Here is a 13,205-nt window from a genome sequence, read left to right as displayed (position 1 = left end):
TAAATCACCTTAATTCGTAAATATTTTAGAATCCTATAGTTATAATATGCCATGGATCAATATTCCTATATTGTATAGAGAAGTTATAGTATTGCACTATACGCTGTACTAAAGACAATCCTAGACCGGTAGATTCTATATTTCCTCCTGATTTCACAAATCTCTGAAATAATTGGTCTTCTGATATTTTTAAGCGTTCCCCCGTATTTTTGATACTGAACATTCATCAGTTAGAGTTAATTCTAATTTCCCATTATTGTTATTGTATCTGTATCGTCATCATTCGGAATATCTGCCACTACCTCCTGTCCAATTAGTCTTTCAAGTACTTCGGTATTTATTTCTGAACTCATAATTTATTGGTTTAATGAATTTTATTGACAAACAATATCAATAATTTATCAATTCAATAGTTACGGTTATCCTTAAGGATCAATTTTTTTATAATAAACACCTAATCTCGTTATAGCATCAATTTCGTAGGTTATGAGCTGATTAGCTTCGGTAATGGTTAAAATAGAACGGTGTATAATTTGAAGTTCTTATAATCGCCTATATCGTATGTATCACTTTGCTGTTTGGTTAAACGTTCTATTGTTTTGTTCGGGGTAACGGTATTTTCCCCTTTTTTGAGGAAAATTAGAGATAAAAAGAAAAAAGATAAGATAAAAGCTTGCAACTAACTTCAACATTAAAACTACTACTTTGAAATAATTGCAAATTAATGATATTTTTTTCGGAGGATTCAGTAGAGTGCTCAATTTTTAATTTTTAACTCTAACCCTAAACGGATAATGAAAACTGTACAAGTTTAAAGGGAAATCAAATCTCAATTTTGAGGTTTATATGTTATCTTTTACTTTACTTTTAAATTCGTTTTTACCTTTGATTAAACTCATGGTTATTAATTTGTATCAATTAGTTAGATATTTCATCCAGATTAAATTCTGATTGTAATAATGGCAAGATTATTACTGCTAACTCTTTTCGTTTGGTATACATCAATTCGGGTTCTAAATATGAGTTTTTGTTAAAAGCATCTCGAATTAGCTCTAAATCTTGATTTCTAAACTGGACATTCTCTTTCCAATGAGTCGTAATTTTGTTGTAAAAAGAATCTTGTAACGGTTTATTAAAGTAGAGACTTATATGACCAATGGCCTGTTGCACCAAATAAAGTTCTAAATCGTTTTTTGCTTGAAATGACCGGATTTCTTCTATAATGCTTTTGACAATATTTGTTCTTTTTTTCTTAAAAGGGATTGCCCTTCCTTTTTTAACCTGATTATTGTATAGTGTAAGATTTTTAAAAAAAACATCATCAAAACTGTAATCAATAATCTCGTTATCTAGTATTTTGATTAAAAAGAGCGCAAATGATGCTGATAGATATCTGGGAGGTTGTTCTGGTAAAAGTTTTTTACTTTGATCTTTTTGAATATCAGTTAAATATTGTTTGAAAGTTTTAGATAATTCTTTATCACTTAAGTGTAATTCCCACTGCGAATCTTTGTTATACTCTTGTAACCAAGCAAGGGCGTAAATGCCTTCTTCTTTAGATAAATATCCCGTTTTGATTTCATTAGTACTGTTTTTATTACTGTGTAATTCACACCAAAAGTTTCCAAATCCCATTACCAAGACCAATATATCGGTCAGCTTTTCATCATTAAAGAAGAGTTGTTTTTGCCCTTGAAGAAAATAGTGGGCCAATTCATGAGCTAGGGTGTATACTAGCAGATAGTGATTACGCAACACGGACATTTCTATACAGATAATATGTGATGTTTTATCATTCCGATATTTTCCTATCTTGATGGTTTCTTCTTTAAATAGATCGGTGGTTTTTAATACAGCAAATGGATCTTTTGGTTGTATGGGTTTTTCCCAAAAAAAGTCAAGTGTAATGTCAGCATCTTTTAACCCAATAGCTTGTTTGACCTGGTTAAAAACAAGTTGAGCGATTTCTTTATGATCAACGCCTTCAACCTGAAAATGAGTAAGAACAAAAGGTTTAAAATTAGAAAGCCAATCAGCACCCATCAAGCGTTCAATAAATAATAGTTGATGCTCAATAAATTGTTTAGCTTCGTCTTTTAGGATTTTTGTTTTTCTTTTCCAAAGCACGGACGTTAGTATTTTAAGTATTAAAAATAGGGTGATGACTACTTTCTGTCATACGTTTTCTATTTAGTATATTAATAAATAAACTGCTTAATAAATGTAATAAGCGACAATTTCCAAGTGAACAGCAAACAGATATTTAACATTGCTAAACTACCTATAAAAACACCCATAATACGTGTTGCTTTTGAACGATTATCTAATAGTCCTAATAGTAAAAAGCCACTAACTCCAATCCCAAAAATGATAATTACTATCGTCATTAATACAGCTAGAATAAAACCGCCTAACCCATCTGCACCACTACCGATATTATTTATAAAAGGGTGAAAACTTAGCAAAAGAAGTACCCAGATCATAAAAAAGAAAGTGATAGCTATTCTGTATTTTTTAAAATTCATTTTTCATAGACATTTTGCCTCATCATAAAACTAAGGATTATACATTAAAAAAAGCACCAACTTATAAATCGGCACGTGTTGTGACCTAATTTGAATGCTAGTTTAGCTACAAATTAATAATTTTAACAATACTGAATTTAAATTGATAAAGGTCAAATTAAATGTAGTCACAATAAGTAGGTAGTAACTATAAAGATTATGAATTCATTTAAACCAAATAAGGATATTAAATTGGAAGAACATTTATCAAAATTATCGCAAGGCCTTAATGAAAAAGTTGTTATTGTAACCAACTCAAATGGAATACCGTCACATTGGTTGGATTATCTAAACGATAATAGTAGAATAAGACAATCTGGAATAACAAATGAACTTTCAAAAATAGAGCAATATTTTCCAGAATTAATCAAAGCACTTAAGCCAAAAACAATTGATGCGTTTTTATTTAAAACAGAAAAAAATGGAATATGTAGAGCTTTTGTACATTTAATTGACGGCAAAGAATACTTAACGATTTCAAGATTGCCATGGAAATATAAAACAGTAGAACCAACGGCATCTTACACTACATTTCAGAATAATATTCATATCGCAATTTACTGGATATATTATAACATCATGGATGGTTTAACAGACATCTATGGATTTGCAGGATTTAAACCTTTGTATAATGTATTTACAATAACTAAGGAAAAAAATATGTGGACAGAAATGGATTGGTATTCTGAATTTTCTAGTAAACACAATATCACCAAAATATATGAATTATTGAATACTGGAGGTGGAGGATATTTACTTCTGGATTTAAATTCAAATTGGAGGTATAAAAATGAATTTAAGTGTTTTTATGTAAATGTAAAAGATATAGCACCGCCAGAACTTGTGCATTTATTTCCTTACCTGGATTATTTAATGTCTATAGGCTTAGCTGAATAAAGAGCCTCAGCGCAAGCCTGTAAAGCATTTAAAAAGTTATATATCCAAGTATTTCGACGTAGGCGCGGAGCATTTAAATCTCGATTATCGGGTAAGACATTATTAAGAAGTCCAAAATGAAATACTATTTACTCATAAATCTAATGATACTACTCACGAACTGTAACAACGAAATGAATATAAATACCATACCCTATGACAATCAGTTAAAAAAAATAAAGTTCGATGATATTACATTCAATACCATCGCGCTAAATGAACTTCCCGAACCTTTTTATAAAGATTACTCGCATCATAAAAATGCTGCTGCCAGAAATTATAGGTCTTATGATACAATGGAGTTTAGGAACATTATACTGGAGAAATTATCGGTTCATTTAGGAGTTAAAGTTCTAAAACTATTGATTATTACACCAAAAAACGGAGAATCAACATATGATGTGTTTGCTTATTTATCAGGCAAAAAAATAGCCGGATTGCATTTGGGGAATAGTGGCAATTTCAAATTATGGATGGACATCATATTTGAAAAACAATATAAAAATCTTGAAGAATACAGAAGTAACGGTCAATTTGAAATACAGCCGGAACTTAATCCAAATCCACAATTTTTGCTTGTTTTAGGAAAAGGGCAATTTTCTCAAAAATGGGTAAACTCTGGAATGATGATGGATGAAAGACCCTATGAAAACACAGGATCTTATTTACATAAGAATGCACCGCAACAATATAATGAAGCCAAAATAGCTAAAGAAAAAAAGAACTATATTAAAAAATATATTGACACTACCGGGTGTGGTACTATTGATGAAGCGATGTTAAAAAGAGTATTCGATGAGCTCATTAGTACAAAACAACTTCAACCAAACCCTCCTGTAAACAATACAGAATTTTACCAGGAATTTGAAAATTTAGCAGGTTATACATTTCCTAAAGAATTACAGGTGCTATTAAATGCACATAATGGAATAGAAACCCAAGGGTTTTTATCTGCTGAACAAATACTTGATGAATGGAAAAATTGGAAAGAGATTTATGATAGTGTTGATTGGATGTTAATTGATTTGACGGGTAATAATCACCCAGACGGAAGAAAAACAATAGGTATCTATACAAATCCATATTGGATTCCTTTTATGAGTACAGGTGACGGAAATTTTATAGCTCTAGATTATGCGCCTGGAAGCAAAGGGAAATCAGGACAAATAATCGCCTTTGGGGTCGACGAGATTAAAATTCGCTGGATAGCAGAAAATATGACAGATTTCCTACAGGAATTTATAAAAGAAACAGATGTTATGAGTAATGGATTTGAAAAATAATTATTGCGTAATACAATTTTTACGAGAACAACTAATAATGTTCAATATTCATATAAAAAATAAAGTAATAAAAGTAACACCAGATTTTTCCATATCGACTTAAATGCTAATAATAGATTACATCTGGTAATAAGAAAAACAAATGAAGATTTATATTTTGTTAATAATCCTTTCAGCTCTATTACTGTCCTGCAATAATACATCGGAAACGGAAAGCTATACACTTCAAAAAATAACAGATTACAGGAATAAGGGTAACACAAAATACTTATTGTATGAGTTAAAAGAGAAGAAGTTTTTATTAAGGTTTCATACAAAAGAAGGGATTGATTATGGTGTTTTGGAAAAATACTCGGATAGTGCAGATGCTTCGGATTACTACATCTTTAAAAAACCGAAACAACTGGAAAATGTGCTTATAGTAAATATTAAAGATGCACTATTTATGAAAAAAAAGAGCGAGATAGATTCAGAAAGTTCTGAATGGTCTTATATACAGGAACTCTTAAAAAAACATATCATTTTTGGCTTTAGAGGAGATGGTAATAGTAATAGTTACGTCATAATCAACATTAAAAATCAAACTGTTTCTAATTTTGAAACAGTAAGTGAAACCTTTGAAGTTTCTGATGACGAGAAGTTTTTAATAGGCTGGAAATACTCTACAAAGAAAGTAGACCTTTATACAATCTGTCCTGAATTACTCGATTTTGTGCCAAATTACGTATTAAGTGAAGAAATTAAGTATAATCTCGAAACTGGAGAACGGACCTTGACTGGAAAATTAGGTTGTCAATTTGTACAGTAAAAATATGAATAAGTTTAAACAATCTGTAGTTGAACAGCTAGGTTATTGGGCAACAAATGTAGAGTAAAGTCAATTAAAAAGTATATTTAAGATCGAAATTCAATTAGATATAGTAACTGCTTAACTTAAGTAAAATAAAATACCCCTTGCCTGGAATTAATCCGGACAAGGGGTGATTTGCATGTTTATGTTGAATCTAAAATAAGGATTTTCATTGAACCTATTATTTTTTCCTTATTTGTTTGTGGTGTTTTTTACAATAAACATTTTCTGGATACTGACCGTTTCTTTTTAACCTTTAATTAATACTATTCAGAAATTATTTTTTCAGTATGGATATTCCGTTTAATTCCTGTAATTCCATATCTATTCTTAGACGTTACCGCATAATTATTCTCAAACGTATCATCCACCTTAACCACTTCAATATTAAACCCTGCATCAAAAAGTGGAGCTGTACCACCACCTGCAGTTTTTTGAATAGTTCGTTGGAAGATTACAATAAAAATAGTACTAATTTGTTGTTCTGATTCTGGAATTACATATATTCTTCTTTCATACGAGTGATGAGATCAGATCTACTACCGATCTCTAAAGAAAAAATAGCGATTCGATTTCCGATCTCTGCAAAAGCGTCTGCTAATTGATAGGTGAATCTGGTTTTACCACCACCTTGGTCACCTTCAATAGTAATTGCCAATTCGAATTTCTCAAGATCCCCTAAAAGTTCTCCAAGAGTTCCATTGAATCTAAACGGAAATTTTGATTTCAACATTACCAGTACTCTCCATAATTTTAATTATTACCAAGAAGTATAAAAAGACCATTAAAAGAGATAGGTTAAACTAAGAATATGCCAATAGTAAATTGTAAGTCTCCATTTCAAATAGAGGTTGCAAAAGATAACGCTACACCTCTTTCTGCTATTTAGTTTAGAAGGGAACTAAACTCATTCTATCTTTACAGGTTCATAAAAACAATTCTATTTGATGTGTTTAATCCAAATTATTGTATCTTTACAACAGAGTTAACACCTTATTTATCAAATAATTAATAATTTGTTTAACTATTATTTTGAGGTAATACTCACCTCTTCACAAAAAGTCACATTGTACACTTGCTCTACAAAAGGCTTTAGGGACCCCTATAAAGCCTTTTACTGCCAATATTACCTTTCCTAGTTCTTCCTTATTGTTTTTAATGCTCACATAGTAATATAATATTGAGTACCCACCCATGCATGATCTTTGTTCCAAAAGATTTTATAGATATAGACATTAACAAACAGGATATTTATGATCATAAGCCCCAAATTATAATTTGGAACCATTTTATTAAAAAAGTAAGTTAGTTTTGATTCCATTTTTCATATCAAAACAAACATCTTATGTTCATATCAGTAACAGAATACATTGTCGAAGAACGAAGATTTCAACTTGATTCCAACAATTGTGTATCTAATGATGTATTTCTTCAATTAATGCGTCGCGACGTTCGAGTTCTCTTTTTTTTGTTTCCTAAAAAAGTAACACAACTGATTTGTAAGGACACAGGTAAAAAAATAAAAAAAAGTTTGTGGAGCCCGGAAATAAAAGCAGCTGCTTTAGGGATGAAGAGCAACCATAACATCCCTATGTGGGGTTATTACAGCTTTGGGGTTATAGCCTTAGCTATTCTTATTGGGGTTCCTATAGGTTTTATAAATGAATTGAAAGCAACTAAACAATACCAAGAATCCTTCATGGGACAAAGTGCAGAAAAGAAAAAACAAATCCTCCAAAAATTAAACACAGATGATTTGATAGCAACTACCAAGAACGTGTATATCATAAAAACTATTGATGCAAAAAAAGTAACCTTAGTCAGTAGTAAAAACTCAGATAGGAACAACATATATGAAGAATTGACCAACGAAGCATATCCCAAAAATTCTTTTAGCGGAGAAGAAGTAAGCGTACCCATCTCCAAATTCACCAATTGCATAATATCGAATACCGAACTAATTGTAAACACATTGGATAATTAATTGTAGTAGCGGTAATAACTGATTCAAGTAAGGTTTAGGTTCAACATAGGAACAGAGCTTCAACAAAAAAATAAATTCTTAATTTGCAACTACCTTAAAAATAGTTCTAATGTTAAAATTAGTTGCTAATCTTTACCTCATTCTTTTTCTTTTTAGCCCTGTATTTTCTCAAAAAGAAAAGCATAATATAACTCCCAAAACAGAGATTGAGCGTTTAACACAGTTGCAAAGTGATACTTATGATGCTGGAAATTATAAAAATTTCAAATTATATACAGATTCTATTTTAAGTATTGCACGAGCAAATCAGCTTAGAGAGCACGAAATTGATGCACTAACAAGATTAGGGGTTTACTATAAGAAAACTGATGCTTACGATGAGGCAATGACCTATTATTCAAAAGCCCTAGAAATCTCTGAAGATATTCCTGATAGTTATAAAAAACAAACCGTTATTCTGATAAATCTTGGACATGTATATAATCAGATAGGATATCACAAAAAAGCAAAAGAATCTTTTGATAAAGCTTTAAAATACATCGAAGACTTCAATGGACCAAACATTTATAGAATGGCCGCTTACACCGGCCTATCTGATGCTGTTTCTGGAAACAAAAACTTCACACTTTCTTTGAAATACTTGGAAAAAGCCAAAGCGATAGGAGAAGAGTTAAAACGTGATGATATTATCCTAAACGCCCTAAATGGCATGATCGAAAACTATTTAAAACTAAATCAATATGAACAAGCATTAACGTATAGTAAACAAGCTCAAACATTTCATTCAACAGTCCCATCTATCGAACTTAGAGCATTAAACAACTATCTATTAGGAGCTTCTCTAGTAGGGCTTGAAAAATACAATGAAGCCATTTCACCTTTACAAATGGCTAAAGGAGTTGCTATTACCAATCAGTTTTTAAAAGTCCAAATGTTAACACATAAGCAGCTAACTATAGTTTTCGAAAAACAGGGAAACTTAAAAAAGGCAAATATGGAACAGAAAGGCTACATCAATGCTAAAGAAAAATACTTACAAACTCTTTCTAAAGCAAAACGATTAGATGTAGAGCAGGAGTTGGCAGATACAGAAGTACTTCTAAAAAGAGAAAACTCATTTAAATGGACATCAATTTGGATAGGAGTTAGTATCGCTGTTACATTACTAGTGATATTGTTTGTATACAGGAAAAATAAGAAACAAGCAGAGTTTGAAGCAAATCAATTAAAGGAGGATCGAGAATTATTACAAAATGAGAATGAAGCCCTTAAACAAAAGATTCTGAAGATAGCACAACAAAAATCTACTAGCACCATCAACGGAAATGAGAAAAACAATGCTAAAAAAACCTCTCTATCTAAAGAAGAACAGGAGAAATATGTGAGTTTGATATTAGATTATATGGAAAAAGAACAACCTTATCTGGACCATGAAATGAATCAATCCCTTCTTGCCGAAAAACTCGGCATGACAATACATCTCTTTTCTGAAATATTAAACGTATGCTTTGAAAAGAACTTTAATAATTTCATGAACTTATATCGTGTGGATAAAGCTAAACAACTCATTAAAGACCCCGCATACTCCCAATATAAAATTCTAGCTATAGGTTATGAAGCTGGTTTTCCCAGTAAAACTTCATTCAATCGTGTCTTCAAAAATTTGGTAGGCCAAACCCCTTCAGAATATCGAAATAAACAGAGCGATGAAATTGCTTTATAAATGAGAATTTCAACTTTTTTGTCTTAACTATAATTAGTTTTACAAAGGTTTATTACTTCAGGAGAAAGAAATGCTTTTCCTAAAGTAATATTTTTGATTTATTTTTACCGTAAGTAATCTTTTTGAGGTTAAATAACATGAAAAAGCTCCCATTTCTAATTATTTACGTACTTACCACAGTCTCTACTCTATTTGCCCAAAATCAAACGGAAACAGACTTTGATATATATAGTCAAAAAGTCAATTCTCCCAAAGATAGTATTGCAAAATATAGACAATTACTAAGCAAGTCACATAGAGCTGGAGATTTAGAAGCATTTCAAAAGTATGGTCAAATCATATTTTTAATTGCAGAAGCTAATGAATTAAAGGAAGATCAAGTTTCTGCATTAACGTATCTGGCTATTTATCATCAGCAAGTAGATCAGTACGAAAAATCATTGGCTAAATATCTTGAAGCAGAAAAACTTAGTAATTCCCTTCCCGAAAATTCATTTTCAAGAATTCTAGTACAAGTCAACTTAGGAAACCTCTACAACAGTATAGAAAATTACGAGAAAGTTAAAAGTTCTATGCAAAAAGTAATAGAGCTTGCGAAGTATCAAGAAAATCCGGATAACTTCATTATTTCAGCATATAATTCCTTAGGAACAGCAAATCTTAATCAAGGTAATTATCACGAAGCCTTAAAATATATGTACAAGGCAAAAGATCTTGCTGAAAAAATGAACAGAAATGATAGAATTATAGGTGCTTTGATAAATATCTCAGAATGTCAACGCCACCTAGGGAAATATGAACAAGCTATAGAAAATAGTCAAAAAGCCTTGGATAGAATGGATCATAATGAATCCATCGAGCTTGAGGCCTCAGCCAATTGCGTGATGGGTATTTCTTATTATTTGTCTGACCAACCGATCCAAGCTCTTAAAAAATTAAAAATTGCCCGCGATTTGGCGATTAAAGGAAGTTTTTTGAATATCCAAATGGAATCTCATGAATATCTAACAAAAACCTATGAAGCATTAGATAGCATCAAAAGTTCTCTTCGAGAGCAAAAGGCCTACACAGAAACTAGAGAGAGATATTTTAAAACATTATCAAAAGCTCAACAATTAAAGTTAGCGAAAGAATCTGAATTAAAATCTGACATTATTTCTGAGCAAAAGAAATCCATACTTTCCTTGATAAAAGAAAAACAAGTTTTCATTTTTTCGGGAATTGTTTTGACTATTCTTTTAATTATATCCTCAATAATCTATCAAAACAAAAGAAGAAAATTAACTGAAGAGTCATCACAGTTAAAGGATATTAAAATACTATTAGAAAATGAAAATGGAGTACTAAGAGATAAACTTAACGCTCTTGCCGAACAGATACAAAAACAAGGAACTTTTGAAAAGGACAAACAAAAATCACAAACCAAAAAATCTTCTATTTCTGTAAAGGATCAGCAAAAGTACATGGAACTTATCTTAAACTATATGGATAAAGAAAAGCCATTTTTAGACCACGAGATCAAACAATCAGATATTGCAGATCAACTAAGCATGAGTGTACATCTTTTTTCCGAAATGCTAAATGTATGCTTTCAGAAGAATTTCAACAACTTTATCAATATCTACAGAGTAGATACCGCAAAAAAATTAATGCAAGACCCAAAATATAAAAACTATAAAGTCTTAGCCATAGGATATGAAGCCGGATTTCCAAGTAAGACTTCTTTTAATAGAGTTTTTAAAAAATTAGTTGGGCTTACTCCTTCAGAATTTCAGAACAAAAAAACTTTAACCACAAATTAAAGCTCCACTTTATAATTTGGCACTTTTTATCAGTCACTTCTTTTTATTTTCAGTAAAATATTAAAGTATCCTATATGCTAAAGAAATACATAAATCCAAAATAATGAAGCCGCTGAAAATAATATTTATTATACTCATTATACTTACCATTTTATCAGCATTCCTATCTTTTTTTACTTTAGATTTTTTTGGCAGTAATAGCAATTCTTCTGGAGGAGATTATCTTGGAGGTTTGATACTTGTTTTATTTTTTTGTTCTTTTTTAACATTTATGATTGGATCGATAAGTATAGGTACTATTTTGCTTTTACCCAACTTCTCCAAGATAACATGATTTTTTGCCGCTATATTCTTATCCGCTCTTGCGGTATATCTCGTCTTGGTGTTTACCTTTTTTCCGAGTATCCGTTTTTGGTAAAAAGCATTTAGTACTTACAGTATTAAATACCGCATATTCGAAAACTACGTGTACCAAATTATAATCTGGTACTTTTTTACGATGCATCCCGCCTACTTTTGACCACACTCATTTTAAATCTAAGCAAACAAACAAACCTAAATATTACAAATCATGAAAAGTAAATTGATTAGCTATTCTTTGATTCTTCTAGCGATTATAGCTTTTTCTTGCAATGGCGAGGATGGTGCAGATGGTATAGACGGTGTTGACGGAGTCGACGGTATCAATGGGACCGATGGACCTGATAATGGGCTTGGAATCATTATACTTTCAGGAGATATTACCAACGACGAAGCTGCAACAAGTCTTACAGAAAATTTAGGTAAAAACACTCATACGATTTCAATTTCTGGCACTACAAATCTTACAGCTATAGATTTATCAGAAATATCAACTTTAGCAGTTTTGGAAGTTAATGGTAACGAAAATCTACAAACCCTTAGTTTACCGGATTTAGAAACGACTTTTGATAACGTACAAATTTTTGGTAACCCCAAGTTAGAAAACATAGATCTGCCAATTCTAGAAACTACATTGGGTAATTTTGCTATTGGTAATAACGAATTGTTGGTATCTATTAACTTTCCACGTCTTACAAGTGCACAACGTATCTCATTCTCCTCACAACCAATATTACAAAATTTAAGTTTACCTCTTGCGGCTCAAATAGAAGTTTTGAATATCACAAATAATGAAAGTTTAGTTCAAATAGATCTTCCTAACTTAAGAAAACTCTTGGGTCTATCTCTTTCGAATAATGAGATGATTCAGAGTTTCAGCTTACCTCTATTGGAGTCAACTACTGGTAAAAACGAAAACTCTTTTACTATAGGAAATAACCAAAATTTACAATCTGTAGATTTCGGTAATCTCGATGAAGTTGGAGGTGTTTCTATCTCTAGCAATCCAAGGTTAGCCCTGTTTAGTATGAACAATTTGGTTACAGCTAATGGTACAATAAGAATTACAAATAATGTTTTATTAACAAATGCTACGTTTTCAAGTTTAAAAAGTGCAGCATCCATAGATATAACCAGAAATGATGCTTTGACAAGTATCAATTTCGACGAAATAGAAATCATTAATCTTGTAATACAAATTAGCGATAATAATATGCTAGAAGATCTTTCTTTTCCATTATTAACTTCTATTGGAACCGAGAATAGATTTAGTTTCAGAATTTGGAATAATGACCTTATCACTAGCATTGCTTTTCCTAATCTGGAAAACTTGGGAAATAACATTTCAAAAACTATTGATATTAGATCTGACGGCTTAGAAATATTGGATTTTAATGAATTAACCACGGTTTCTACATTTTCTGTTCGTTCTAACGGCACACTGACTAGTGTGGCATTATCTTCTATTCAAAACTTCTCATCACTGCGCTTTCCTAGAATGTCTACTCCAGTAATTGATAACTTAGTAAGTACACTAATAAATATTACTCCTTCTATTACCGATACCTCAATTTCATTAGTTGGTACTGCCTCGACTCAGGCTTTAACCGATATCGAAACCTTAAGATCCAACGGTAATACAGTTACGCTAAGAGATTAGATATTCGAAAAGTATAAAATTTTAAAAAGTAAAACTTAAAGCA

General features: G+C 31.1%; 11 protein-coding genes. 7 read left to right on the top strand and 4 right to left on the bottom strand.

Annotated elements, in window-relative coordinates; all coding sequences use genetic code 11:
- Positions 1-25 precede the first annotated feature (25 nt).
- The 3 genes from BUE24_RS23765 to BUE24_RS19735 all read right to left on the bottom strand — a co-directional run bounded on the left by BUE24_RS23765 (position 26) and on the right by BUE24_RS19735 (position 2,525).
- Positions 26-223: an ATP-binding protein gene (locus tag BUE24_RS23765; protein WP_139242062.1), complete on the bottom strand. Its 198-nt coding sequence runs from the start codon at positions 221-223 to the stop codon at positions 26-28.
- Positions 224-918: 695 nt separating this feature from the next.
- Positions 919-2,127 carry a hypothetical protein gene (locus tag BUE24_RS19740; protein WP_073320070.1) on the bottom strand — a complete coding sequence of 403 codons (1,209 nt, stop codon included), beginning with the start codon at positions 2,125-2,127 and terminating at the stop codon, positions 919-921.
- Positions 2,128-2,198: 71 nt separating this feature from the next.
- Positions 2,199-2,525, bottom strand: coding sequence for a hypothetical protein (locus BUE24_RS19735; RefSeq protein WP_073320067.1), 327 nt, complete (start codon positions 2,523-2,525; stop codon positions 2,199-2,201).
- A 198-nt stretch (positions 2,526-2,723) separates the two neighbouring features.
- On the opposite strand from BUE24_RS19735, the gene BUE24_RS24085 reads away from it, so the two are divergent.
- The 3 genes from BUE24_RS24085 to BUE24_RS19720 all read left to right on the top strand — a co-directional run bounded on the left by BUE24_RS24085 (position 2,724) and on the right by BUE24_RS19720 (position 5,591).
- On the top strand, positions 2,724-3,461 hold the full coding sequence (locus tag BUE24_RS24085) for a hypothetical protein (RefSeq protein ID WP_073320064.1): 738 nt from the start codon (positions 2,724-2,726) through the stop codon (positions 3,459-3,461).
- A 143-nt stretch (positions 3,462-3,604) separates the two neighbouring features.
- On the top strand, positions 3,605-4,783 hold the full coding sequence (locus BUE24_RS19725) for an SMI1/KNR4 family protein (protein ID WP_170864643.1): 1,179 nt from the start codon (positions 3,605-3,607) through the stop codon (positions 4,781-4,783).
- 142 nt (positions 4,784-4,925) lie between these two features.
- A complete protein-coding gene (locus BUE24_RS19720; protein WP_073320059.1) occupies positions 4,926-5,591 on the top strand; it encodes a hypothetical protein in 666 nt (221 codons plus the stop codon).
- 538 nt (positions 5,592-6,129) lie between these two features.
- On the opposite strand, the gene BUE24_RS24285 is transcribed toward BUE24_RS19720, so the two are convergent.
- The gene (locus BUE24_RS24285; RefSeq protein WP_073320056.1) at positions 6,130-6,366 is read right to left on the bottom strand and encodes a hypothetical protein; all 237 of its coding nucleotides are present in this window, start codon (positions 6,364-6,366) and stop codon (positions 6,130-6,132) included.
- Positions 6,367-6,978: 612 nt separating this feature from the next.
- Between BUE24_RS24285 and BUE24_RS19710 the strand changes: the two genes are divergently transcribed.
- The 4 genes from BUE24_RS19710 to BUE24_RS19690 all read left to right on the top strand — a co-directional run bounded on the left by BUE24_RS19710 (position 6,979) and on the right by BUE24_RS19690 (position 13,162).
- Positions 6,979-7,617, top strand: coding sequence for a hypothetical protein (locus tag BUE24_RS19710; protein WP_073320054.1), 639 nt, complete (start codon positions 6,979-6,981; stop codon positions 7,615-7,617).
- A gap of 109 nt (positions 7,618-7,726) precedes the next feature.
- Complete coding sequence (locus BUE24_RS19705; protein WP_073320051.1) at positions 7,727-9,340, top strand: AraC family transcriptional regulator; 1,614 nt, start codon at positions 7,727-7,729, stop codon at positions 9,338-9,340.
- A 137-nt stretch (positions 9,341-9,477) separates the two neighbouring features.
- Positions 9,478-11,142, top strand: a complete 1,665-nt coding sequence (locus BUE24_RS19700; protein WP_073320048.1) for a tetratricopeptide repeat protein — start codon at positions 9,478-9,480, stop codon at positions 11,140-11,142.
- Between the two features lie 571 nt (positions 11,143-11,713).
- Complete coding sequence (locus tag BUE24_RS19690; RefSeq protein WP_073320042.1) at positions 11,714-13,162, top strand: hypothetical protein; 1,449 nt, start codon at positions 11,714-11,716, stop codon at positions 13,160-13,162.
- The last annotated feature ends 43 nt before the right edge of the window (positions 13,163-13,205 follow it).

Origin of the sequence: Aquimarina spongiae, from assembly GCF_900141785.1 — a bacterium.
Classification (GTDB): Bacteria; Bacteroidota; Bacteroidia; order Flavobacteriales; family Flavobacteriaceae; genus Aquimarina; species Aquimarina spongiae.
Note: the sequence above shows the minus strand (reverse complement) of the source record. Positions and strands in the feature narration are given on the sequence as shown.

What these genes read in the sequence shown, in the direction of transcription:
- BUE24_RS23765 (WP_139242062.1), bottom strand. Translation starts at nt 223, where the DNA reads ATGTTCAGTATCAAAAATACGGGGGAACGCTTAAAAATATCAGAAGAC.
- BUE24_RS19735 (WP_073320067.1), bottom strand. Translation starts at nt 2,525, where the DNA reads ATGAATTTTAAAAAATACAGAATAGCTATCACTTTCTTTTTTATGATC.
- BUE24_RS24085 (WP_073320064.1), top strand. Translation starts at nt 2,724, where the DNA reads ATGAATTCATTTAAACCAAATAAGGATATTAAATTGGAAGAACATTTA.
- BUE24_RS19725 (WP_170864643.1), top strand. Translation starts at nt 3,605, where the DNA reads ATGATACTACTCACGAACTGTAACAACGAAATGAATATAAATACCATA.
- BUE24_RS19720 (WP_073320059.1), top strand. Translation starts at nt 4,926, where the DNA reads ATGAAGATTTATATTTTGTTAATAATCCTTTCAGCTCTATTACTGTCC.
- BUE24_RS24285 (WP_073320056.1), bottom strand. Translation starts at nt 6,366, where the DNA reads ATGTTGAAATCAAAATTTCCGTTTAGATTCAATGGAACTCTTGGAGAA.
- BUE24_RS19710 (WP_073320054.1), top strand. Translation starts at nt 6,979, where the DNA reads ATGTTCATATCAGTAACAGAATACATTGTCGAAGAACGAAGATTTCAA.
- BUE24_RS19705 (WP_073320051.1), top strand. Translation starts at nt 7,727, where the DNA reads ATGTTAAAATTAGTTGCTAATCTTTACCTCATTCTTTTTCTTTTTAGC.
- BUE24_RS19700 (WP_073320048.1), top strand. Translation starts at nt 9,478, where the DNA reads ATGAAAAAGCTCCCATTTCTAATTATTTACGTACTTACCACAGTCTCT.
- BUE24_RS19690 (WP_073320042.1), top strand. Translation starts at nt 11,714, where the DNA reads ATGAAAAGTAAATTGATTAGCTATTCTTTGATTCTTCTAGCGATTATA.